Source organism: Dyella sp. SG562 (genome assembly GCF_011759495.1).
Classification (GTDB): domain Bacteria; phylum Pseudomonadota; class Gammaproteobacteria; order Xanthomonadales; family Rhodanobacteraceae; genus Dyella_D; species Dyella_D marensis.
Genome location: NZ_JAAOYS010000010.1, coordinates 17,762 through 41,754, shown reverse-complemented (window position 1 = coordinate 41,754; position 23,993 = coordinate 17,762). Strand labels below are relative to the sequence as shown.

The 23,993-nt window shown below is 69.4% G+C and carries 20 protein-coding genes; 11 read left to right on the top strand and 9 right to left on the bottom strand.

Annotation, left to right across the window (positions count from 1 at the left end):
- Window positions 1-10 precede the first annotated feature (10 nt).
- Window positions 11-2,302 (bottom strand): TonB-dependent hemoglobin/transferrin/lactoferrin family receptor, encoded by a 2,292-nt coding sequence (locus tag FHW84_RS17455; protein ID WP_167257265.1) that lies wholly within the window; start codon window positions 2,300-2,302, stop codon window positions 11-13.
- 163 nt (window positions 2,303-2,465) lie between these two features.
- On the opposite strand from FHW84_RS17455, the gene FHW84_RS17450 reads away from it, so the two are divergent.
- Entirely contained in the window at window positions 2,466-2,735 is a 270-nt protein-coding gene (locus FHW84_RS17450) for a hypothetical protein (RefSeq protein ID WP_167257264.1), read from the top strand.
- Between the two features lie 73 nt (window positions 2,736-2,808).
- Window positions 2,809-3,075: a hypothetical protein gene (locus FHW84_RS17445; RefSeq protein ID WP_167257263.1), complete on the top strand. Its 267-nt coding sequence runs from the start codon at window positions 2,809-2,811 to the stop codon at window positions 3,073-3,075.
- An 18-nt stretch (window positions 3,076-3,093) separates the two neighbouring features.
- Here the strand turns inward: FHW84_RS17445 and FHW84_RS17440 are convergent, their stop codons facing one another.
- A complete protein-coding gene (locus FHW84_RS17440; protein WP_167257262.1) occupies window positions 3,094-5,013 on the bottom strand; it encodes a PAS domain-containing sensor histidine kinase in 1,920 nt (639 codons plus the stop codon).
- Window positions 5,014-5,546: 533 nt separating this feature from the next.
- On the opposite strand from FHW84_RS17440, the gene glgA reads away from it, so the two are divergent.
- The 9 genes from glgA to FHW84_RS17395 all read left to right on the top strand — a co-directional run bounded on the left by glgA (window position 5,547) and on the right by FHW84_RS17395 (window position 19,528).
- Window positions 5,547-7,088, top strand: a complete 1,542-nt coding sequence (glgA, locus tag FHW84_RS17435; RefSeq protein ID WP_167257261.1) for a glycogen synthase GlgA — start codon at window positions 5,547-5,549, stop codon at window positions 7,086-7,088.
- A gap of 4 nt (window positions 7,089-7,092) precedes the next feature.
- Complete coding sequence (gene glgB, locus FHW84_RS17430) at window positions 7,093-9,333, top strand: 1,4-alpha-glucan branching protein GlgB (protein ID WP_167257260.1); 2,241 nt, start codon at window positions 7,093-7,095, stop codon at window positions 9,331-9,333.
- Between the two features lies 1 nt (window position 9,334).
- Complete coding sequence (gene treZ, locus FHW84_RS17425; RefSeq protein ID WP_167257259.1) at window positions 9,335-11,086, top strand: malto-oligosyltrehalose trehalohydrolase; 1,752 nt, start codon at window positions 9,335-9,337, stop codon at window positions 11,084-11,086.
- Window positions 11,076-12,989, top strand: coding sequence for a 4-alpha-glucanotransferase (gene malQ / locus FHW84_RS17420; RefSeq protein WP_167257258.1), 1,914 nt, complete (start codon window positions 11,076-11,078; stop codon window positions 12,987-12,989). The genes treZ and malQ overlap by 11 nt, the downstream gene beginning before the upstream one ends.
- On the top strand, window positions 12,986-15,586 hold the full coding sequence (gene treY / locus FHW84_RS17415) for a malto-oligosyltrehalose synthase (protein WP_167257257.1): 2,601 nt from the start codon (window positions 12,986-12,988) through the stop codon (window positions 15,584-15,586). Before malQ ends, treY begins: the two co-directional genes overlap by 4 nt.
- On the top strand, window positions 15,583-15,756 hold the full coding sequence (locus FHW84_RS17410; protein WP_167257256.1) for a DUF2934 domain-containing protein: 174 nt from the start codon (window positions 15,583-15,585) through the stop codon (window positions 15,754-15,756). Before treY ends, FHW84_RS17410 begins: the two co-directional genes overlap by 4 nt.
- Window positions 15,746-17,923, top strand: coding sequence for a glycogen debranching protein GlgX (gene glgX / locus FHW84_RS17405; RefSeq protein ID WP_167257255.1), 2,178 nt, complete (start codon window positions 15,746-15,748; stop codon window positions 17,921-17,923). Before FHW84_RS17410 ends, glgX begins: the two co-directional genes overlap by 11 nt.
- A gap of 58 nt (window positions 17,924-17,981) precedes the next feature.
- Complete coding sequence (locus FHW84_RS17400) at window positions 17,982-18,353, top strand: hypothetical protein (protein ID WP_167257254.1); 372 nt, start codon at window positions 17,982-17,984, stop codon at window positions 18,351-18,353.
- A 227-nt stretch (window positions 18,354-18,580) separates the two neighbouring features.
- On the top strand, window positions 18,581-19,528 hold the full coding sequence (locus FHW84_RS17395) for a DUF535 family protein (protein WP_167257253.1): 948 nt from the start codon (window positions 18,581-18,583) through the stop codon (window positions 19,526-19,528).
- A 3-nt stretch (window positions 19,529-19,531) separates the two neighbouring features.
- On the opposite strand, the gene FHW84_RS17390 is transcribed toward FHW84_RS17395, so the two are convergent.
- Genes FHW84_RS17390 through FHW84_RS17360 form a run of 7 tightly spaced genes read right to left on the bottom strand, consistent with a single transcriptional unit; the run spans window position 19,532 to window position 23,984 of the window.
- Window positions 19,532-19,885: a hypothetical protein gene (locus FHW84_RS17390; RefSeq protein ID WP_167257252.1), complete on the bottom strand. Its 354-nt coding sequence runs from the start codon at window positions 19,883-19,885 to the stop codon at window positions 19,532-19,534.
- Between the two features lie 33 nt (window positions 19,886-19,918).
- Complete coding sequence (locus tag FHW84_RS17385; protein ID WP_167257251.1) at window positions 19,919-20,629, bottom strand: sigma-70 family RNA polymerase sigma factor; 711 nt, start codon at window positions 20,627-20,629, stop codon at window positions 19,919-19,921.
- Window positions 20,630-20,639: 10 nt separating this feature from the next.
- On the bottom strand, window positions 20,640-21,392 hold the full coding sequence (gene fliP, locus FHW84_RS17380) for a flagellar type III secretion system pore protein FliP (protein ID WP_167257250.1): 753 nt from the start codon (window positions 21,390-21,392) through the stop codon (window positions 20,640-20,642).
- Window positions 21,389-21,748, bottom strand: a complete 360-nt coding sequence (locus FHW84_RS17375) for a hypothetical protein (RefSeq protein ID WP_208399849.1) — start codon at window positions 21,746-21,748, stop codon at window positions 21,389-21,391. Before FHW84_RS17375 ends, fliP begins: the two co-directional genes overlap by 4 nt.
- Before the next feature lie 22 nt (window positions 21,749-21,770).
- Window positions 21,771-22,085 carry a FliM/FliN family flagellar motor C-terminal domain-containing protein gene (locus FHW84_RS17370; RefSeq protein ID WP_167257248.1) on the bottom strand — a complete coding sequence of 105 codons (315 nt, stop codon included), beginning with the start codon at window positions 22,083-22,085 and terminating at the stop codon, window positions 21,771-21,773.
- On the bottom strand, window positions 22,082-22,801 hold the full coding sequence (locus tag FHW84_RS17365) for a FliM/FliN family flagellar motor C-terminal domain-containing protein (RefSeq protein ID WP_167257247.1): 720 nt from the start codon (window positions 22,799-22,801) through the stop codon (window positions 22,082-22,084). Before FHW84_RS17365 ends, FHW84_RS17370 begins: the two co-directional genes overlap by 4 nt.
- A 13-nt stretch (window positions 22,802-22,814) precedes the next feature.
- Window positions 22,815-23,984, bottom strand: a complete 1,170-nt coding sequence (locus FHW84_RS17360) for a flagellar hook-basal body complex protein (protein WP_243868172.1) — start codon at window positions 23,982-23,984, stop codon at window positions 22,815-22,817.
- Between the last annotated feature and the right edge of the window lie 9 nt (window positions 23,985-23,993).

The following is a 23,993-nucleotide window of genomic DNA, read 5'->3' as shown; positions in this document are numbered from 1 at the left end:
GGCACTCCTTTCAGAACGCGATACGCGCGGCCACGCTGAAGCTGCGGCCAGGCATGGAGAGGCGGTCGGCCGGGATGCCGCCGGTGCCGGCGTCGTTGATCCCGTTGCCGGTGACGAGGTTGCCGAGCGCGCCGCTGTTCAAGCTGCCCCAGTCCCAGTACTTGCGGTCGGCCAGGTTGCTGATGCCGGCATACAACTCGACGTTGGCGAGCGGCGAGTAATGCGCGTACAGATCCAGCGTGGCGTAGCCGCCGGGGCGGAAGGCCCCGGGATCGCCCAGCCGGCTGTGCCTGCGCACGCCGGTGCCGATCAGTTCCGCGCCCCACCGGTTGGCGTCGTAGGCGATGCCCAGCACCAGCTTGGCCGGGTCCACCGTATTGAGCGGGCTGTAGCCGCTCGCACCGGGTTCGATCAGGCGCCCGCTGGCCACCGCCGCGCTGCCGCGCACGGACCAGCCCTGCAAGGCTTCGTTGAAATAAGCCAGCCGCAGCGCGCCGCTGGCTTCGGCACCCTTGATATAGGCCTTGCGCGCATTCACCGCCTGATAGAACAGGTTCATGCCGGGGTTGACCTGCACCCAGTCCGGCACCTGGCTGACCTTGAGCTGGTAGCCCGACCAGATGAAATCGCGATAGCGGTTGTAGTAAGCGGCGACGTTGAACCAGCCCGCCTCGCCCTTGCCGCGCAGGCCCAGCTCCAGCCCGTGGCTGGTCTCGGCCTTGAGCTTTTCGTTCGGCAGGAAGGCGATATTGAAGCCGGGGAACGGCTGCTCGTTCCAGGCGCCGGCGATCTCGCTGTACAGCGGTGGGCGAAAGCCCTGCGCGTAGTTGGCATACGCACTGAGCACGCCGTTGAAATGCCACAGCACGCCCAGCTTGGGTGAGGCGTGGGTCTTGCTGTAGTCCTGCCGCACGTAGCCGGGGTTGTAGGCGGCGTAGAGCGCGTCGTCCTGCGGCTTGTACGAGTAGCGGTCCACGCGCACGGCCGGCGTGAGTTCCAGCCTGCCGCCGAGCAGGCCGATCTCGTCCTGCGCGAAGGCGGAGTAGCGATCGGTTTCGCTGTCCGGAATCAGATGCAAGGGATAGTTGCCCGGCATGAACGGCTTGCCGCTGCCGCTCGCGCCGGTGCGCTTGTTGACGCCATAGCCGCCGGCGTACGACTGCGCATCGGTGCGCGACAGCTCCACGCCATAGCTGATCGCCTGCGTGACCGGCCCGCCCTCGCCCAGCTGCTTCACCGCCACCAGCTTGCCGCCGAACACCTTCTCCTGCAGCGGCAGGCTCTGGTAGTAGCGCGTAAGCGTGGCGGTTTCGGTCTGCGTGCTGGTGCGGGTGCGGCTCTTCTGCCAGTAAACGTTCCAGTCCAGCGTGTCGGCCAGCGCGCTGCCCAGTTGGGGGAACCATTGGCCGGCGGTGGCGCGCACGCGCATGTTCTCGTCCTGCGAGCGGTAATAGCCGGCGGCCGGCGTCACGTTCGAGAGCGAATTGGTGCGCGTGCGCGTCTGCGAGCCATCCACGCCGATGCGGTCGGCGCGGCCGCTGTCGGCGGTGTGCACGTATTTGCCGAGGAAACTGTCCAGGCTGTAGCTGCGCGGATCCGGCCGCGTGCGCGCGGCGCCGGTACCGCCGGCCTCGCCCTGGTTGGCAAGCTCGCTGCCCTCGCGGTGGTTGCCGACAAACAGGATGCCGTTGCGCTTGTCGCCACCGGCCAAGGTCACCGTGGAGGTGAGGCTGCGGTCGCTGCTGTCGTACAGCTCTTTCAGCGAGACATAGGTATCGCGCCCGTCGCGCAGATAGTCCGCCGGATCCTTGGTGCGCAGGCTGACCACGCCGCCCAAGGCGTCGGAGGGATACAGCACCGAGGCCGGGCCGCGCACGATCTCCACGGATTTCAGCTGATCCAGGTCGACGAAGTTGCGTCCCGCGCGGAAACTGCCGCCGGCCACGTCGGCGCCGAACGATGCCGGCATCGATACACCGTCGATCTCGATGCGCGTGCGGTTGCCGGACAGGCCGCGGATATTGAAGCTGTCCAGCCCGAAGCGGCCGCCGCTGCCGATCGCCGACACGCCGGGCTCGTAGCGCACCAGGTCGCGGATGGACACATTCAGATGCCGGTCCATCTGCGCGCGGTCGATGGTCGACACCGTGCCGGGCACATTGAGCTGGATCGACGGCGCCAGCGCGGTGACCTGCACGCGCGGCAGATCGGTGGCGTCGGCGGGCGCGGCCGACTCGGCGGCCACGGCGGGAACAGCAAGCAGCGCGCCGATCACGGCGGCCAATGGGGCGATGCGAAGCATGGGCGAACCAGTCCTTTGCCTGAGCGTGGAATCACGCGGCGGGCTGGCAAAGGAAACGGAACTGCGGTCCCTGAGGCTGGCGGCCGATCGATGGAAAGCGGCGGGGCGCTGAGGCCGCCGCCAACAAATGAGAATCTATCTCATTTGGAAAACGGATGTCCAGATGAGTCCGCTGGAACGCGGCGAATGGGGACGCCGTGGCTGCAATCTGCCGCCCAACGTCACCTGGAACGAGACAAATGCCATGCCGTTTTCCGCTGACGAGGCATCCGATAAGCCACGAATGCCGGCCCATGGAGGATGCGCATCTCCATACAAACGCGTTTCGACGCAGCCATCAGGCCACTGCAGTTACCCGGAAGAGCGAAATTCACACCGCAACCACATCGCTGAATTTGCCGAGCCAGAAAAACGTGATGCAACTCACACGTGATCTGCGCATCTGGCCCAGCCCCTGCTTACCTGCCATCGAGGCCAGAAGCCTCGGCTTTGCAGGGGAAATCAATATGGAACAGATCGTCGAATGCCTGATCGCCGGAGGTCCGCAGCATGGACTGGTGCGCCGGCAACTGTGGGATCCGGACTACCCGGTAGCGCCGGTGCTGGCCTCCGCCGACGGCGAACTCTGCACCGCCGCGGCACGCCGCCCCGCCGGCCCGTGCAGCAACCGCTATCTGCTGCTGCATCCGCGCGCGACCGGTTCGGAAATCCTGTCCATGATGGCGGTGCTCGCCGGGCAGGCCGACAGCGCCTATATCTGCATCAAGCACTGAGCCGGCGATGCAGCGGCCTCAGGCCAGCATCTGCATCAGCACGGCCTTGTCGATCGCCTGCATCAGTTCGGCGCGGCCATACGGCTTGGCCAGGCGCACCACGTTTCCAGGCAGATCCTTCGGCGTTTCCGAATAGCCCGACGCCAGGATCGCCGGCAGCTGCGGCCACTGCGCACGCACCTGCAGCAGCAATTGATGGCCCTGCACGCCCGGCATCATCTGGTCGGTGATCAAAAGGTCCAGCTCCACGCCGCCGAACAGCGCTTCCAATGCTTCGTTCGCCGAGGACTTCTCATAGGTGAGATGGCCCATGTCCTCCAGCACCGCCGCGGTGGTGGCGAGAATCAGCGGGTCGTCGTCCACCAGCATCACGCGCAGCTGGCCGTTGCGCGAAGGCTCGTCCATCGGCGAGGGCGGCGTCTCCATCTGCGTCTCCGTCGGCGCCACCGGCAGCCACACTTCCGCGCGCGTACCCTGCTCCGCTTCGCTGTGCAGCACCAGCCGGCCGCCGGACTGCTCGGCCAGGCCATGCACCATCGACAAGCCCAGTCCGGTGCCCTTGCCCACACCCTTGGTGGTGAAGAACGGCTCGGTGGCACGTTCCAGCGTGGCCGCATCCATGCCCTGCCCCTCGTCGGTCACCGACAGGCAGACATAGCGGCCGGGCGCCAGGCCCACCGCATGGCCTTCGTCCACCTGCACCGACTGCGCGCCCAGCGTGATGCGTCCGCCTTCCGGCATCGCATCGCGCGCATTCATCACCAGGTTGAGAATGGCCAGCTCCAGCTGGTTGGCGTCCACCAGCACGCGTTCCAGCGAGATCGGAAACGCCAGGTCGACGCCGATGCGCGGCCCCAGCGAACGCTCCATCAGCCCGACCAGGTTGCGCGCCAGCGGACGCAGGTCCAGCGCCGCGGGTTTCAGCTCCTGCCGCCGCGCGAAAGCCAGCATGCGCTTGGTCAGCGTGGCGCCGCGCTCGGCGCCGGACAACGCGTTGTTGAGCAGGGCGAGGCTGGAAGGATCGTGCTGCAGGCGGCGGGTCAGCAGTTCCAGATTGCCGATGATCGCCATCAGCAGATTGTTGAAATCGTGTGCGACGCCGCCGGTAAGCTGGCCCACGGCTTCCATCTTCTGCGCGTGGAACAGCGCCTCGCGCGTGTTCGCCAGCTCCTGCTCGGCCTCGCGCCGGGCGGTGATGTCGCGGGTGATCTTGGCGTAGCCCACGTGCCGTCCGTGGTCGTCCAGGATGCGGTCGATCACGATATGCGCCCAGAAGCGGCTGCCGTCCTTGCGCACGCGCCAGCCTTCGTTCTCGAAGCGGCCGATCCGCGCGGCGGTGGCCAGGCCCTTGGCCGGCAGCCCGCGTTCGCGGTCCTCGTCGGTATAGAAAGTGGAGAAATGCTTGCCGATGATTTCGCGCGGCGCATAGCCCTTGATGCGCTGCGCGCCGGCATTCCAGCTGGACACCTTGCCTTCCGGGTCCAGCAGATAGATGGCGTAGTCGGTCACGCCCTGCACCAGGATGCGGAACTGCTCCTCGCTGCGCCGCAGGGTTTCCTGCGCCTGCTTCGCGGCGGTGAGGTCGCGCGCCAGGATGGCGTAGCCGGCCTGCTCGCCGTCGTCGCCGCAGGCCGGATCCACCGTTACCTGCGCCCAGAAGCGGCTGCCGTCCTTGCGCAGCTGCCAGCATTCCAGGTCGTGGCGTCCTTGTTCCCGCGCCTTGGCGAGAATCTCCGCGGGCAAGCCCAGCGCGCGGTCTTCGGGCACGAAGAAGGTCTCGAAGGGCGCGCCGAGGATCTCCTGCGCACCGTAGCCTTCGCAGCGTTCCGCCCCCCGGTTCCAGCTGCGCACCGCTCCGTCGGTGTCCAGCATGTAGATGGCGTGATCGATGGTGGCGTCCACTAGCAGTCTGTACTTGTTCTCTTCGGTGAGGGGCATAGATCGGCCTCTGTCGCATCGGCAGCGCACCGCGGCAGCACCGCGGCGTCGCATGCCAGAGGTTGGCATCGGACCGATAGTGAAACCTTTGACCGCCCCTTCGCAAGCTTTCGCAAAGCTCGCCCCTGCAATCTGCATGGAACGCGTCAGGCGATTTCGCGCGGCAGCGTAGACAGCGCGAAGTGATGGGGGCGTGACCCGGATTCGCTGCTTGCACTCACTCCTGCGCGGCATCGTCAACGATCTGGTCCATGCGTGTTTCACGGCATGCGTGGCGTGCGCCTGCCGATACTGCGAAGACGAGCCCGACAGCGCGCGATGCACTGCGCGGCACGCGATCGCAGCGCCACGGAGAGTCCATGAGCAGCACTCGTCTTCACGCCATGCAGGGTCGCGCTATACGCGTGCTTGATCGAGGCATGCATAGCCTGTGCCTGCCGGATGCTCCCTCATCCGCGCTCCCCGACCGGCTTCTGCCGCTGCCTGGCCGCACGCATCCCGCGGCCGCGGTGTCCTACGCGAGATAAGTGCCCATGCCCTTCCAGCACAAGGATCCCCTGCCTTCCCACCGCCACGGCGAATCGCTGGCCCGCCGCGTGCTGACGGACCGCCATCGCCATGCGCGCCCCACGCGCATCGCGCCGACGCCGCCCTCGCGCGTACTGTTCATCACCACCGAGATGACCGACTTCGTCAAGACCGGCGGCCTCGGCGACGTCGCCGCCGCGCTGCCGCGCGCGCTGCGCTCGATGCTCGACGTCCGCGTGCTGCTGCCGGCTTACCCGAGCGTGCTCGACAAGGCGCGCTCGGTGGTATGGGAAGGACGCACGCAAGCGCGCGCGGGCCTGCCCGCCTGCGAGATCGGCCGCATGCAGACCGAAGACGGCCTCACCATCTACGTGCTGAAGCAGCCGGAACTGTTCGAGCGTCCCGGCTCGCCGTACGTCAGCCCCGTCGGCGCCGACTGGAGCGACAACGCGCTGCGCTTCGCCACGCTGTCCATGGCCGCGGCGCAGATCGCCGCGGGCCGGGCGCACCTGCCCTGGCAGCCGGAACTGCTGCATCTCAACGACTGGCCCACCGCGATGGCCGCCGCCTATGCGCGCTGGGACGGCTGCCGGATACCCACGGTGCTCACCCTGCACAACCTCGCCTATCAAGGCTATTTCCCGCTGGCGCTGCGCAGCCTGCTGGACATTCCGCCGCATGCGGCGGAGGCGGAAGCGCACGGCCAGCTGTGCTTCCTGCGCGCCGGCATGGCGCATGCGGACCACCTCACCACGGTCAGCCCCAGCTACGCCCGCGAGATCACCGAAGGCGCGCACGGCATGGGCCTGCACCAGCTGCTGCGGAAGAAGGCCGCGCTGGGGCAGCTGGCCGGCATTCTCAACGGCATCGACGACAGCTGGGACCCGGCGGTCGATCCGGCCCTGCCGGCGCCGTTCACCGCCCATCGCAGCGAGGCCCGCGCGGAAACCGCCCAGCGCGTGCGGGTGGAACTGGGCCTGCGCGACAGCCGCGGGCCGCTGTTTGCGATGGTCGCGCGGCTGGTGCACCAGAAAGGCATCGACATGGTGTGCGAGGCCGCGCCGCAGATCGTTGCCGCGGGCGGCCAGCTGGCACTGATCGGCTGCGGCGATCCGGGCATGGAGCGCGAAGTCGCGCGGCTGGCGCGGCGCTTTCCCGGCCAGGTGGCCGCGCATGTCGGCTTCCGCGAAGCGCTGGCGCGGCGCATGTTCGCCGGTTCCGATTTCCTGCTGATGCCCTCGCGCTTCGAACCCTGCGGCCTCAGCCAGATGTACGCGCAGGCCTATGGCAGCCTGCCGATCGCCTATGCCACCGGCGGCCTGCTCGACACCGTGGAAGACGGCGTCACCGGCCTGCTGTTCCGCGAGCCGAGCGTGGCCGGCCTGCGCCGCGCGCTGCAGCGCGCGTTCCGCATCCACGAGGAACCGCGCCTGCTGGCCGCGATGCGCCGCGCGGCGATGCTGCAGCGGCACGACTGGAGCCGCTCGGCGCACGCCTATGCCGCGCTGTACGCGTCGCTGCTGCCGCGCCGCTCCGCGGCGGCCTGAACCGATGGAACACCGGCGCTCCAGCACCGCCGCGCCCGCGCAGGAGGAACACACCCGGAGCGAGCCGCGCGAACACGCGCACGCCAGCGGCCTGCTGGCGGCAGGCCGCCACCACGATCCGTTCGCCTGGCTGGGCCCGCATCGCGACGGCGCGGACGACGTGGTGCGCATCTGCGCCCCCGGCGCACTCGGCGTGGACGTGCTGCATGCGGACGGCCGGATCTGGGCCGCTGCGCAGCCGGCCGATGCACACGGCATCTTCGCCGCGCGCGGCCGTTCCCTGCCGCCCGGCTACCTGCTGCGCCTGCGCTGGCCCGGCAGCGTCGAGGTGGTGGCCGACGCCTATGCGTTCGGCCCCTTGCTGGACGAATCGGCGCTCGATCAGTTCCACCGCGGCAAGCTGCTGCGTCCGGGCGAGGTGTTCGGCGCGCATCCGGTCACGCTGAACGGCGTCGGCGGCGTGCGCTTCGCGGTGTGGGCGCCGAATGCGCGGCGCGTGTCGGTGGTGGGCGACTTCAATGGCTGGGACGGCCGCCGCCACCCCATGCGCTGCCGCCACGCCGCCGGCGTGTGGGAAATCTTCCTGCCCGGCGTCGTGCCCGGCGCGCGCTACAAGTACGAACTGCTGGACCGCCATGGCCGCCTGCTGCCGCTGAAGGCCGATCCGTATGCGCGCCAGATGGAACACCCGCCCGCCTCCGCCTCGGTGGTGGCCGCGCCGCTGCAGGTCAAATGGCACGACGCGCACTGGATGGAACGCCGCACGCGGCATGCGCGGCGCGACGCGCCGCTGTCGATCTACGAAGTGCACGCCGGCTCCTGGCGCCGCGCCGAGGACGGCTCCGGCTACGACTGGCCGCGCCTGGCGCGCGAACTGATTCCCTACGTGCAGGAGCTGGGCTTCACCCACATCGAGCTGCTGCCGGTGAGCGAGCATCCGTTCGGCGGCTCCTGGGGCTATCAGCCGGTGGGCCTGTATGCGCCCACCGCGCGCCTGGGCAGTCCGGACGACTTCGCGCGCTTCGTCGACTCCTGCCACGTCGCCGGCATCGGCGTGATCGTGGACTGGGTCGCCGCGCACTTCCCCGACGACGCCCACGGCCTGCAGCGCTTCGACGGCACCGCGCTGTACGAGCATGCCGATCCGCGCGAAGGCTTCCATCACGACTGGCACACGCTGATCTACAACTACGGCCGCCGCGAGGTCAGCCAGTTCCTGCTCGGCAATGCGCTGGAATGGCTGGAGCGTTTCCACGTCGACGGCCTGCGCGTGGATGCGGTGGCCAGCATGCTCTACCGCGACTACAGCCGCCGCGAGGGCGAATGGATTCCCAATCATCAAGGCGGCCGCGAAAACCTGGAAGCGATCGGCTTCCTGCGCCATCTCAACCGGCGCGTGGCCGAGCACTGCCCCGGCGCGATGCTGATCGCGGAAGAGTCCACCGCCTGGCCCGGCGTGACCGGCAGCGCCAGCGACGGCGGCCTGGGCTTCGCCTACAAATGGAACATGGGCTGGATGCACGACACGCTCGGCTACATGAAGCGCGATCCGATCCATCGCCGGCATCACCATCACGAGCTCACCTTCGGCATGACCTACGCGTTCGCCGAGCGCTTCATCCTGGCCCTCTCGCACGACGAAGTGGTGCATGGCAAAGGCTCGCTGCTGCAGCGCATGCCCGGCGACGAATGGCAGCGCTTCGCCAACCTGCGCGCGTATTACGGCTTCATGTGGGCGCATCCCGGCAAGAAACTGCTGTTCATGGGCGGCGAATTCGCCAGCCCCTGGGAATGGAGCCACGATGGCGCGCTCGACTGGAGCCTGCTGCGGTATCCGCTGCACGAAGGCGTGCGCCGCCTGCTCGCCGACCTCAACCGCCTGCTGGTGGTGGAACCGGCGCTGCACGAGAACGACGATCATCCGCGCGGCTTCTCGTGGGTGGTTGCCGACGATACGGCGCAGTCGGTCTACGCCTTCCTGCGCTTCGGCCAGCACCAGGCGCCGCCGCTGCTGGCGGTATGCAACTTCACCCCGGTGCCGCGCCACGGCTACCGCGTCGGCGTGCCGCATGCCGGCACCTGGCGCGAGCTGTGTAATACCGACAGCGCCGCCTATGGCGGCAGCAACCTGGGCAACGGCGGCATGCTGGCGAGCGAGCCGGTGCCCAGCCACGGCCACGCCCATTCGCTGTCGCTGCTGCTGCCGCCGCTGGCCACGGTGATCCTGCGCGCCGAAGGCGAGTGAGATGGCGGCGCAGGCCTGCCGCTACGGCGCCATCCTCACCGGGCGCGGCGTGCGCTTTCGCCTGTGGGCGCCGGCGGCGCGGCACGTGGAGCTGATAATCGGGGCGCAAGCGCACGCGATGCGCGCAAAGCCGCATGGCGAGTTCGAACTGCTGCTCGACGTGCCCGCGGGTACCGCGTACCGCTATCGCATCGATGGCGCCAGCGAAGTGCCGGATCCGGCTTCGCGCCGCCAGCAAGGCGATGTGGACGGCTATAGCGTGGTGGTCGATCCGCACTATCCATGGCGCCATCCCGATTGGGCCGGCCGGCCGTGGAAAGAAGCCGTCATCTGCGAACTGCACGTGGGCTGCCTCGGCGGCTACGACGGCGTGCGCGAGCGCCTGGCGTCGATCCGCGCCGCCGGCTATACCGCGATCGAACTGATGCCGGTGGGCGAATTTCCCGGCCAGCGCAACTGGGGCTACGACGGCGTGCTGCCGTATGCGCCGGAGTCCTCGTACGGCACGCCGGACGCGCTCAAGGCCCTGGTCGACGCCGCGCACGGACTGGGCCTGATGGTGCTGCTCGACGTGGTCTACAACCACTTCGGCCCGCACGGCAACTATCTGCACGCCTATGCACCCGCATTCTTCCGCGGCGACCAGGCCACGCCCTGGGGCGCGGCCATCGATTTCCGCCGCGCACAGGTGCGCCGCTTCTTTATCGACAACGCGCTGATGTGGCTGGAGGAGTTCCGCCTGGACGGCTTGCGCCTGGATGCGGTGCATGCGATCGCCTCGCCCACCTTCGTGCCGCGGCTGGCACAGGCCGTGCGCGAGCGCCTGCCGCGCGGCCGCCACGTGCATCTCGTGCTGGAAAACGAGCGCAACGACGCCGGCCTGCTGCGCGGCGCGGCCCGCGCGCAATGGAACGACGACGGCCACAACGCGCTGCACGTGCTGCTGACCGGCGAACACGAGGGCTACTACGCCGACTACGCACGCGATCCGCTGGGCCGGCTCGCCCGGGTGCTGTCCGAAGGCTTCGCCTTCCAGGGCCAGCGCGACCGCCACGGCCGCCGCCGCGGCCAGCCCAGCGGTGACCTGGCGCCGACGTCGTTCGTGCTGTTCCTGCAGAACCACGACCAGATCGGCAACCGCGCGCTGGGCGAACGGCTGAGCGCGCTGGTGCCGCCGGCGCGCTGGCGGGTGGCGATGGCGCTGGTGGCGCTGAGCCCGATGGTGCCGCTGTTCTTCATGGGCGACGAATGGGGCTGCGCCACGCCGTTCCTGTACTTCACCAGCCATCCGGCGGAGCTGGGCGCGAAAGTGCGCGAGGGCCGGCGCGCGGAGTTCGCCGCGTTCAGCGCGTATGCGTCGGCGCAGCAGCGGGCGCGGATTCCCGACCCGAATGCGCGGGCGACGTTCGAGGCTTCGGTGCCGCGCGTGGACGATGCCGGTGCTGCGGCGGCCGCGCGTGCATGGTTCCGCGGCCTGCTGGAGCTGCGCCTGCGCGTACTGGTGCCACGGCTGGAACCTTGCCGCGCGCTCGGCTGCGAACGCCTGGGCGAAGCCGCGTTGGCGGCACGCTGGGAGCTCGCCGATGGTTCGCTGTGGACGCTGGCGTTCAATCTCGGCGAGCGCGCGGTCGCTTTCGCCGCGCCCGATGGCAGCCGCCGCGTGCATGGGGAAGACGCGCATGGCGCCGCATCCGGCGATGGCCTGCCGCCCGGCAGTTTCGGTGCCTGGCATGGACCCGGCCATGCCGCGTGATGGCCTGCAGGCACGGGCGGCGGCGGCCGGCATCCGGGTGCGCTGGACCGATGCGCAGGGCAAGCCATGCCGTCTCTCCGACCGCACGCTGGAAGGACTGCTGCATGCACTGCCTCCGATCGACGCGCATGAAGAGCCTTGTCTCGTGCTTCCCATCGGCGGCGAACTGCCTGGCGGCGGCGCGCGGCATGCCGTGGACGAAACAGGCCGCCGCATGGCATTGAAGAACGGCCGCGCACCGTCGACGCCCGGCTATTACAGCTGGCGGCACGGTGCCCGCACGCTGACGCTCGCGGTGGCGCCGCCGCGCTGCTTCGGCCCGGCCGATCTCGCCAGCACCTCGCCGCGCCTGTGGGGTCTGGCGTCGCAGGTGTACAGCCTGCGGCGCAGCGGCGATGGCGGCCTGGGCGACAGCCGCGCCGTCGGCGAACTGGGCACCCGGGTCGGCGCGGCCGGCGGCGATGCGCTGGCTTTGAGTCCGCTGCACGCGGCCGCTCCGGTGACCGGGCTGCACAGTCCTTATGCGCCGTCGCATCGCGCGTGGCTGGACTGGCTGCAGATCGATCCGGCCACCGTCTTCGGCGAAAGCGCCTTGCACGATGCCATCCGGCACGCCGGCGCCGCCGAAGCCTGGACGCGCGCCGAACGGGCGCGCCTTATCGACTGGCCCGCGCAGTACGCGCTGCGCCATCGCGTGTGGTGGCAGTTGTTCGAACGCCATGGCGAACGCGAACCGGCGCTGGCCGGGCTGCGCCGGTTCGTGCGCCAGGGCGGCGCCGCGCTGCGCGCCTACGCCGGCTTCGCCGCCTATCAACGCTGGCAGCTCGAACGGGACGGCACCCCCGATGGGCGCAGCGGGCGCGACCCGCGCGGCCTCGATGCCGCCGTGCGGGCCTTCGCCCGCGCGCATCCGCCGCGCATCGCCTTCGAGTGCTTCCTGCAATGGCTGGCCGCCACCTGCTGGGCGCATGCACACGCGCAGGCGCGGCAGGCGGGGCAGCGCCTGGGGCTGGTGTGGGATATCGCGGCAGGTTTCCAGCCGGGCGGCGGCGAAGCCTGGCAATCCCGCGACCTGCTGATGCAAGGCGCGCAACTCGGCGCGCCACCGGACGCCTTCAATGCGCAGGGCCAGGCCTGGGGCCTCGCCGCCTACGCGCCGCAAGGCCTGCGCGCCAGCGGCTACCGCCCGCTGATCGACCTGCTGCGCGCGGCGATGTCGCGCGGCGGCGGCGTGCGCATCGACCATATCCTCGGCTGGTCGCGCGCCTGGCTCATTCCTGCCGGCCTCGACGCGAACGAAGGCGGCTACGTGCGCTATCCGCTGCGCGAGCTGCTCGGCCTGCTGGCGCTGGAATCGTGGCGCCACCGCTGCGTGGTGATCGGCGAAGACCTCGGCACCGTGCCCGCCGGCCTGCGCGCCACGCTGGCCCGGCACGGCGTGCTGGGCCTGGACGTGCTGCTGTTCACCCGCGATGCGCGCGGCCGCTTTATCGACCCCGCGCAATGGCGCCGCGGCGCGGTGGCGATGAGCACCACCCACGACTTGCCGCCGCTGGCCGGCTGGCGCGACGGCGTGGATCTCGACGTGCTGGCGCGTGCACAGCAATGGCCCGCCGGCGCGCAGCGCCGTGCCCACGCCGCGCGGCGGCGCGAGGCCGCCGCGCTCGATCGCGCCGCCGCGCGGCGCGGCCTTTCACCGGCGCGCGCGGCCATCGCCATGACGCTGCGTGCGGCCTCGCCCCTGGCGCTGATTCCCCTCGAAGACCTGCTCGAACGCCGTGAGCAGGTCAACGTGCCGGGCACCGTGGCCGAACACCCCAACTGGCGCCGCCGCCTGCGCTGGCAAGGCGTGCGCCTGCGCGAGGCGCTGGACTGGCTGTCGCGCGAACGGAGTCCCGCATGAAACCCTGGACCGCCACCGCGCGCCTGCAGCTGCGCCCGGAATTCGACCTGCGCGCCGCCGCCGCGCAGGTGCCCTACTACGCGGCGCTGGGCATCAGCCATCTGTATCTGTCGCCGATCGCGCAGGCCCGCACCGGTTCCACGCACGGCTACGACGCGGTCGATCCCACCCGCGTCAGCGCGGCGCTCGGCGGGGAGGAGGCCCTGGCCGCGCTGGTCGAGGCGCTGCATGCGCACGGCATGGGCCTGCTGCTGGACATCGTGCCGAACCATATGGCCGCGTCCGTCGAGAACCCCTGGTGGCGCGACGTGCTGCAGCACGGACGTGAAAGCCGCTACGCCGGATGGTTCGACATCGACTGGAGCTCGCCCGAAGCCGAGGGGCGCGTATGGCTGCCGGTGCTGGCCAAGCCGCTGGCCGAGGTGCTGGACGAAGGCGGCCTCACGCTCACGCACGCGGGCGAAGCGGACAGCGAGCTGGCCTATGGCGAACTGCGCCTGCCGCTGGCGCAGGGTTCGTTCGAACATCTGCGCAGCCTGGGCCTGCCGCTGGACCTGCCCCTGCCGCCCGCGGCGATGCGCCGCCTGCTGGAGCTGCAGCACTACCGTCCGGCGTGGTGGCGCAGCGGACCGGACGTGATCAATTACCGGCGCTTCTTCGATATCGACGCGCTGGTGGCGCTGGACATGGACCACGGCGAGGCCTTCGACGCCGTGCATGCGCTGCCGCTGGCGCTGATCGCGCGCGGCTGGGTCGATGGCCTGCGCGTGGATCACGTGGACGGCATCGCCTGCCCGCGCCTGTATCTGCGGCGCCTGCGCACCGCGATGGACGAGGCCGCCGCACAGTCCGGCCGTCCGGCGCAGGCGGTGCGCCTGTATGTGGAAAAGATCCTCGCCCCCGGCGAAACATTGCCGCGCGACTGGCCGGTGGAAGGCAGCACCGGCTACGACGCGATGGACCTGATCGGCGCCGTGCAGCACGATCCGCGCGGCCACGCCGCGCTCGCACGCCTGTGGCAGGCCTGCACCGGCCACGCGCCGGACTTCCGCCGCGAGGAACGCCGCGCGCGCCGGCTATGGTTGCGCTACGGCCTGCGCAGCGATTTCATCCGCTGCCTGCGCCAGTGGGAAACCTATCTGGCCACCCAGCCGGAAGACGGCGACCTCAGCGCCGCCGCGCTGGCGCGCGCCTTGTACGGCGTGCTCGCGCGCCTGCCGGTCTACCGCAGCTATCTCGGCCCCGCGATCGCCACCGCGGCGGACAGCGAGGCGCTGGTCATCGCCTTCGAACGCGCCGCGCGCGACGGCCGCAGCGACGATCGCCCCGCCCGCGAATGGCTGCGCCGGCAGCTGCTGGAACGCGTGCCGTCGGCGATGCCCGGCCTGGCCGGCGTGGCGCTGAAGCGCGCGCGGCAGCGCTTCGAGCAGCTGGCTGCGCCGCTGTGCGCCAAGGCGGTGGAAGACACCGCGGGCTATCGCTATGGCGTGCTGCTTTCGCGCAACGAAGTGGGCAGCGATCCGGCCATCTTCGCGCTGGCGCCGGAGGCTTTCCATGCGGCCATGCAGCGCCGCGCCGGGCAATGGCCGCACAGCCTCAACGCCACCGCCACGCACGACCACAAGCGCGGCGAGGACACCCGCGCGCGGCTGGCCGTGCTGAGCGAGCTGGCCGGCGACTGGAGCGTGCGCGCCGATGCGTGGATACGTGCGCTGCAGGCGCGTTGCAGCATCGATGCCGGCGATCTGTCGATGCTGCTGCAGACCATCGTCGCCGCCTGGCCGCTGGAGCTGCAGCCGCGGCAAGCCGCGGCGCTGGCCGCCTATCGCGAGCGCATCCATGCCTGGTGGATGAAAGCCTTGCGCGAAGCGCGCCTGCGCACCAGCTGGACCGCGCCGGACGAAGCCTGCGAAGGCGCGGCGCAGGCGCTGCTGCAGGAGCTGTTCGTACCCGACGGCAGGTTGCTGCACGAGATCGCCGCCGCGGCCCATGAGCTGGACGTGCCGGGCGCGGCGAAAGGTCTGGCGACGGTGGTCCTGCGCAACACCCTGCCCGGCCTGCCGGATCTCTACCAGGGCACCGACTACTGGGATCAGTCGCTGGTCGATCCCGACAACCGGCGCGCGGTCGACTACGCGGCGCGCAGCGCCACGGCGGTCGCGGAAACACCGGTGGCCGAACTGCTCGAACGCTTCCGCGATGGCGCGATCAAGCAATGGCTGCTCGCGCGCCTGCTGCATCTGCGCCGCCGCGTGCCCGTCGTGTTCGATGCCGGCGGCTATCGCCCCGTACCGGTGGAAGGCGCCGCGCGCGAACGCGTGCTGGCCTTCGAGCGGCGCTGCCATGGCCATCGCCTCGTCGTCGCCGTGCCGCATCTGTGCGCGGACTGGCTGCGCGGCGCGTGCACGCCGCGCATACCGCAAGAACACTGGGGCGACGGCAGACTGCGCCTGGAAGACCCGCCGCCCGGCGGCTTCATCGACGCGCTGGACGGGCGTCGCGCGATGCCCGGCGGCGCGGCGGCAGGATTCTGTTCCGCCCTGTTCGCGCAGCTGCCGCTGGCGGTGCTGTACGCGCAGGATCAGGAGGCCACATGAGCGACACAGCGAGCGGCGACGAGGAGCGCGAGCAGCGCATCCGCGAACTCGCCCACCATATCTGGGAAGCGGAAGGCTGTCCGGCCGGACAGGAGCTGCGCCACTGGTACGCGGCCACGCGGCTGGTGGAAGCGGAGGAAAGCAGCGGTGGCGACGACGATGCCCCCTGAAGAGCGCCGCGCCAAGCCGGTGGATCCGCACGACGCCGCGCCGCACCCGGCGCGCCGCCAGTCGCGCGTGCGCGAAGGCCTGCCCTACCCGCTGGGCGCGACCTGGGACGGGCTGGGCGTCAACTTCGCCTTGTTCTCCGCGTATGCCACGCGCGTCGAGCTGTGCATGTTCGATCGGGACGGCAAGGAAACCGAACGCATCGTGCTGCCCGAGTACACCGACGAGGTATGGCACGGCTATCTGCCCGATGCGCGCCCCGGCCAGATCTACGGCTACCGCGTGCACGGCCCCTACGAACCGGACGAAGGCCATCGCTTCAATCCGAACAAGCTGCTGCTGGACCCTTATGCCAAGCACATCGTCGGCGAACTGCAATGGCACGACGCCGTGTTCGGCTACACGCTGGGCCATCGCGACCGCGACCTGTCGTTCGACACACGCGACAGCGCGCCCTACGTACCCAAGGCCCGCGTGATCGACCCGGCCTTTACCTGGGGCCGCCACCGCGCGCCGCGGGTGGCGTGGGAAAACACGGTGATCTACGAGGCCCACGTGCGCGGCTACACCATGCGCCACCCCGGCATCGCGCCGGAACTGCGCGGCAGCTTCGCCGGCATGGCGGCGCAGGAGGTCACCGACTACATCCGCTCGCTCGGCGTCACCTCGGTGGAGCTGCTGCCGGTGCATGCCTTCGTCGACGACAAGCACCTGCTGGAGAAGGGCCTGCGCAATTACTGGGGCTACAACACGCTGGCGTTCTTCGCGCCGCACCCCGGCTATATGAGCGTGCACAGCATCGACGAGTTCAAGTCGATGGTCTCGCATTTCCACGACGCCGGACTGGAGGTGCTGCTGGACGTGGTCTACAACCACACCGCCGAAGGCAACGAACTCGGACCCACACTGTCGCTGCGCGGCATCGACAACCGCAGCTACTACCGGCTGGCCGACGATCCGCGCCGCTACATCAACGACACCGGCACCGGCAACACGCTCAATCTCAGCCATCCGCGCACCCTGCAGCTGGTGACCGATTCGCTGCGCTACTGGGCGCGCGACATGCGCGTGGACGGCTTCCGCTTCGACCTGGCCACCATCCTTGGGCGCGAATCGCACGGCTTCGACCAGGACGGCGGCTTTTTCGACACCTGTGGGCAGGATCCCATCCTCAGCCGCGTGAAACTGATCGCCGAGCCCTGGGACCTGGGCCCCGGCGGCTACCAGAGCGGCGGCTTCCCGCCCGGCTGGGCCGAATGGAACGACCGCTTCCGCGATACCTTGCGCGCGTTCTGGCGCGGCGACGAAGGCATGATCGGCGAACTGGCCACGCGCCTTACCGGTTCGGCCGACCTGTTCGACCGGCGCGGGCGCCGGCCGTATGCCTCGGTCAACCTGGTCACCGCGCACGACGGCTTCACCCTGGCCGACCTGGTCAGCTACGAGCAGAAGCACAACGAAGCCAACGGCGAAGACAACCGCGACGGCAACGACCACAACCTCAGCTGCAACTACGGCGTGGAAGGTCCGAGCGGCGACGAAGCGATCGAGAGCGTGCGCCGCAAGCAATGCCGCAACCTGCTCGCCTCCCTGCTGCTGGCGCGCGGCACGCCCATGCTGGTGGCGGGCGATGAATTCGCGCGCACCCAGCAGGGCAACAACAATGCTTATTGCCAGGATAACGAACTGGCCTGGCTGGACTGGCGCGGACCGCGCGCCAACGAGGAGCTGGTGCGCTTCGTGCGCAAGCTCACCTCATTGCGCAAGCGCCACACGCTGCTGCGCCGCAACCGCTTCCTGACCGGCGAGCCGGACGACGTGTTCGGCGTGCGCGATGTCACCTGGCTCACCGCCGCCGGCACACCCATGCAGGAGGCCGACTGGCACGAAGCTTCCAGCCGCAGCCTGGGCATGCTGCTCGACGGCCGCGCCAGCCCCACCGGCATCCGCCGCATGGGCGAGGACCTCAGCCTGCTGCTGATCGTCCATGCCGGCGAAGAGCCGCTGCGCTTCCAGCTGCCGGCGGTGGAAGACGTGCAGGAATGGCGGCTGCTGCTGTCGACCGACGCCTCGCTGCAGGAAAACAACCGCTACGACAGCCCGGGGATGCTGACGGTGCCGGGGCGCACCCTGTGCCTGCTCAGGGCGCGCAGCCGGCGCGACGCATAAGAAGGGTTTCCCTCTCGCGGCGTTCGGCGCGAACATAGCCCGATTCCCGGAGCCCACCATGCCCATCGCCACCCTGGTCCACGCCCCCCAGATCGCCTTCGACCTGGGCGAACTCGACGCCCTGCTCACCGGCCTGCCCGGCGATTTCCCGCCTCCGCTCTACCGCACCCTCGAGGAACTGCACACCCGCCTCAGCGACTACCACCGCCTGGCCGGCACCATCGTCCCGCGCGACGAACTGGCCGCCCTGTACGAAGCCATCGTGGCCCCGCTGGACGAAGTGGAAGCGCAGTCGCGCGCCCGCGTGCTCAGCGAATCGATGGAACACTGGTGCCACGAAGTGAATCGCCAGATGACCCCGCTGCGCGAGGCGATCACCGGCGAAGCCACCGATATCGCGGCGTTCGACGACGAAGGCTGGGACGCCTGAGCGGGCTGACGCAGGTTTTTTCGGCGAAACTGACTGGCGGCGAAACCATCGCGTGATGTATCGCGGCTTTTTTGACAGCCTCTTCACCGCGCATTTCAAAAATTCCGACATCGGCCGTCTTGGCTTCCGTTCAAGCGGCTTGGACCGGAATCCTCATGAAGGCAGCAGTACACGAAGAGTGGCTGGACGCAGCCCCTGCGGCGCTAGCGCCGCGAGCGGGAGCGCTCTTGCTGCTGCGGTCGTTCCAGGGGCGCTGGGACCTGGGCTACACCCCCGCACCGCGCCAGATCCACGGCTATCTGAGCCACGCCCGCCATAGCCTCGCCTATCTGCCGCGCCAGTTGGACTGGCTGCGTTTTCTCGACGGTTCCGAAGAAATGCGCCAGGCCGTGCGCAGCGACCCCGGCCTCTACAGCCGCTGGCATGCGCCCTTTATTTCGCGCGAACTCGATGCCCCGGCACGCCTGCGCATCCTGCAGGCGCATTACCGGTTCCTGCTCGAACGTTTTCCGCCGCGCCTGCGCGACAAGCTGCTGCGCGGCCACGACGTGCGCATCGGCACCCTGCGGCTGCGCAACGGCGAAGCCGTCCATCTGCATCTGCGCAAGCCCGCCGTGCGTGCGATGGGCGAACTGGGGCTCTATCTGGTCACCGGCAGCAAGGAAGTGCTGTCCTCGTGCATCTTCACCTTCGGCGGCGAGGACGGCCTGCTGATCGGCGCGATGCAGGGCTCGTGGTCGTTCCTGGGCCGCGCGCCGATCCGCGAGTTCACCCGCGGCAGCCACGGCGTGCGGCCGAAGAACCTGCTGCTCACCTTGATGCGCGTGCTTGCGCGCCTCTACGGCATCGAGCGCCTGCGCGGCGTGGCGCAAGCGGCGCATCCCTTCGCCGCGCGCATCCACGCCGACTACGACAGCTTCTGGCAGGAAAACGGCGGCATCCCCGGCGAGCACGGCTTCCACGAACTCCCGCGCTTCGGCGCCCGCCGCCCGGTACGCCTGCTGCCCAGCAAGCGCCGCGCCGCACGCCGGCAGCGCGAACAGTTCCTGGATGAAGCGCGTGCCGTGTTCCTGCGCGCGCTGGACTGGCGCCGCCCTTCGCAACCCTCGCCCGACGATCAGCGCGATGCTTCGCGGCTGCCGCCAGCAGCACTGCACCCGCGCGCCTGGGCCTGAGGTTCAGCGCAAGGCGTGCAGCGCCTCGCGCAGCACGGCCTGCAGGCGCGGATCGCGCAACATCGCCTCGTTGACCGCGCTGACCACGCCTGTAAAGGCCGGATCGCTCTCCACGTCCTTACCCCACTCATGCTGCAGGATGCAGCGCAGCAGCTGGGGCTGGATCGCGCGTAAGGCTTCCTCGCTGTCGATATCTACGCCCGCCGCAAGGCTGCGCAGTTCGCCACGCAGATCCGGTGGCGCGGTATCGCCCGCCGCAGCGCCCGTTTCTGTGTCCGCCGCGCCCGCTTTCGACCTGGAAAGCTTGCGCAGCGCATCGATCAGGGCCGAAGTCTGGGTAGGGCGTATGCGATCCATCGGGAGACCTGGTTGGGCCGGGCATGCCGGCAGCTAAAGCACGAATTGCCAGGCGTCCGCCTGCATCAGCGATCTTAACCGTTCGAGTCCCTGTCGATGCAGCTGGGAAATCCTGCCCTTGGTCAGCGCCAGCGCCAGGGCGATCTCCACGAAGGCCATATGCTGCAGATAATGCAGCTGCAGCACCAGGCGCTCCCGCTCAGGCAGGCGGGCCAGATGGCGATGGACGCGATCGCTCAGCTGGTGGCGCACCGCCTCGTCGTAGGGTGTGGGCACGCTGCTGTGTTCCGGTTCGACCGGCACCGACAAGGCATAGCCCGCACCCAGCGACGCCACCAGCCGCACCAGGCGCTCGACCGGATCGTCCTCGGTTTCTTCCAGCAGGGAATCGATGCCATCGGCGCGCACCTGCTGGCGCACCTCGTGCGTGCCCGCCAGCGCGCGCAATCCGTTGAACACCGCGCCGCGCACGCGCTGCCTGGCATAGGCCTCGAACGGCACGCCGCGCCGGTGGTCGAAAGCGTCGATGGCTTCGATCAGGCCGATCGAGGCGTTCTGCACGTAATCCGGCCAGTCGGCGCTGCGTCCGCGCACGCGCATGAACACGGCGCGCGCCAGCTTGCGCGCCCAGCCCACGTAGTGTCCGAGCAAGGCCTCGCGCGCCTGCATGTCCCCGGCCACGCGCCAGCGCGTCCACAGCTCGGCGCCGGGTTCGGCGGCGTGCTCCTGCGCTGGATACGGCATGGCGGCCATTTCAGTGCCTGTAGCTTCCCAGCAGGGCCTGCGCCACGAGCACCCAGCCGTTGATCAGCAGGAACAGCAGCACCTTCAGCGGCAGGCTCACGGTGGCCGGCGGCACCATGATCATGCCCAGCGCCATCAGGATCGCCGCCACCACCAGGTCGATCAGCAGAAACGGCAGGAAGATCACGAAGCCGATCTGGAAGGCTGTGCGCAACTCACTCAGCATGAAGGCCGGAATCAGGTGCAGTGCCTGTACGTCGGCCAGCGACTTGGGCTGCGCCGCGCCGGCCATGTCCACCACCGCGCGCAGATCGCCTTCGCGGGTCTGCCGGATCATGAACTCCTTGAACGGTTGAAAGCCCTGCGTCACCGCCGTTTCCGTGCTGATGCCGTTGACCAGCCACGGATCCAGCGCATGGTCCTTGGCCGACTGCAGCACCGGCATCATCGAAAACAAGGTAAGGAACAGCGACAGCGTGATCACCACCGCGTTCGGCGGTGTCTGCTGCAGGCCCAGCGCCGTGCGCAGCATGGACAGCACGATCACGATGCGGGTGAACGAGGTCATCGCGATCAGCAGCGCCGGCAGCAACGACAGCGCCGTGAGCACCGCCACCTGCCGCAGCGCCGGCGCGAGATCCGCACTGTTCTGGTTCACCGCATCGCGCAGCGGATCGATCGCCGCGGCCGCGGGCAGGCAGAACGCCACGCCGAACACTGCCGCGAAAGCCAGCCACACATAGCGCCGCAAGCGCGCCTTCATGGCGCGGCTCCATCGTTGGCCGTTGACGCAAGCGGACGCAGCGCAGCTACCTGCACACCGCTGCGCGCCTCCACCACCAGCAGCCGCTCGTCGCCATCATGCAGCACATAGGCCGAACAACCGGGCCCCAGGCGCAGCCGTTGCGCAACGCTGACGCCGGGCGCTTGTGTGCGCGGCCCATTGATCAGTGCGCCACCTTTCCAGCCGCTGCGCTTGAGCAACCATAAAGCGGCAAACGCTGCGCCCAGCAATAAAGCGGCAACCAGCAGGCTGCCACCTCCCGAAGCGGCAGGCGCGCTCTCATGGCTGAAAGGAATCGGCGCGGCCGGCGCGACCGAAGCCGCGACCGCTGGCATGGCAACATCCACACGCATGGGCTTACAGCACCTGCACGATCTGCACGCCGAAGTGATCGCCCACCGCCATCAACTGCGCGGTGGCCACGGGCTTGCCGTTGAGCTGCAGAGTCACCGGCTCTTCCAGTCCTTGTCCCAAGGTAAGCACCTTGCCTGCCTTCAGCTCGAACAGTTCGGCGAGGCTTACTTCGGTTTCGCCGAGCACGGCGGTCAGGCGCACTTTGACGTGGCCCACCAGGCTCAGATCGGGCGCCGCGGCACGAGCGGATGCGCCTTCGTCCGCTTCGGCATCGGCGAGAGGCGGCAAGGCGAGCGGTTCAACCAGTACGGAATTCATGGTGCGGACTCCAGATGTTCGGTGGACGCCAGGCGCAGGGCGCGGCGTCCGCCGCGCTCGCCCAGCAGTCCTTGAAAGAGCGGCCGGTCGACGCCGGCCACGGTGATATCCAGCGGGCGCGACAGCGGCGCCAGCGTGGCAATCACATCGCCGGGCGCCAGGCCTTGCAGTTCGTCGAGCGAGATCTCGCCCAGATCGAGCGACGCGCGCAGTTGCGCGGACGCCGGCGCAATCGCTTCGATCCGCGGTACCAGCGCAGCCACGCGCGGCGCGGAAGCCGGCGCCCAATGCGCCGCCGCACGCCGGTCCAGCCACAGGCGCAAGCGCAATCCGCCGATGCCAAGCACCAGCGCACAGCCGCCCCAGCGCGGATCGGCCAGCGTGTCCGGCACGGCTTCGATCGCGCCGAGGCTCGCATCGTCCAGCGTCTCGACGCCGGTCATGCGGCGCGCCAGATCCAGCAGCGCGGAACGCTCCAGATGCGCGGCAAGTTCACCGCCCTGACTGGCCGCGAGGCCGGTCAGCGAACCGACCAGATCGCCATCGACGCAGAACGCCACGCCGCGGCTTTCGACCTGCCGGCACACGCCATCCGGCACCACGTCGGCGCCGCCGTCGGCAAGCACCTGCGCCGCGCTCATGGCCCAGGCATTCCACCACGCCTGCACCACGGCGCCCGCCTTCGCCATGACCGCGTGGCGGCGCGTTTCGCCCATCCAACCAAACGCCTTAGCCGCCACCGCCGCCTCCCGTGCTGGAATACAGCTGCTGCAGCATGCTGTCGGTCACGGTGAGCACGCGCGAGCTGGCCTGGTAGCCGCGCTGCACGATGATCATCTCGGTCAGCTCGCGGGTCAGGTCGACGTTCGACTGTTCCAGGCTGCCGCCCAGGATCTTGCCCAGATGGCCGGAGGTGGCCTTGCCGTAATTGAGCTTCACATCCGGCCCGGCGGTATATAGCGCACCCGGGCCGAGCTGCAGCAGCTGTTCGTCCGCCACTTCGGCGAGCGCCAGCTGCGGGCCGGTCTTCTTCTCGTTGTCCGAGTAGGTGATCTGCAGCAGGCCAGCACTATCGAAGCTCACCTGCGACATGCCCACCACGGCGTGGCCGTCGACCGCATGCGCACCGATATTGGAGCTCGCGCCGGTAATCTGCGTCGCGCCGGAGAACCCGCCCGGCGTACCCGCATTGAAGGTCACCTGCTGGCTCGCGCCGTTGCCGCTGATGGTGACGTTGAAGCTGTTGAAACCCGGCGTCGGCGTACCGCTGGTATCGAAACGCAGCTCGCCGCTGCCAACCACGTTGCTGCCCTCCTTCACGGAGACCAGCCAGTCGTTGGCGGTAACGGCCTTGTTGTTGGTCAGCGTCACCGTCAGCGTGTGCAGGCCGCCGGAAGCGTCGTACACCTGCAGCCCGGTGACCTGCTGGGTGGTGTCGTTCGGCGAAAGATTGCCGCTGAAATTCACCGAGGTGGTGGCCTGCGGCGGCAGCGTCTGCAGATCGGCAATGCTGAAATCCGCCAGCCCGCCAGCGTCGTTGAGCGCGGCCACGCGGTAGCCGGTGACGTCGTCGATCAGCTGGCCGCTGTCGTCGAAACGGAAATGGCCGCCGCGCGTATAGAACAAATTGCCGTTGTCGTCGCGCAGCACGAACAGGCCCTTGCCCTGGATCGCCGCGTCGGTGCTGGTGCCGGTCTGCTGCGTATCGCCCTGGCCCAGGTCGGTCACGTCCTGCGACAGCGTGGTGCCGATGCCGTCGCCGGCGTTCTCGAAGAACGCAGTCTGGCCGCGGAAGCCCGGCGTATTCATATTGGAAATGTTGTTGCCGATCTTCTCCAGGTCGCGCGAGAAGCCCAGCAGGCCCGACAGGCCGTTGAACAGTGCTTGCATCATGGGCATGGCGCTATT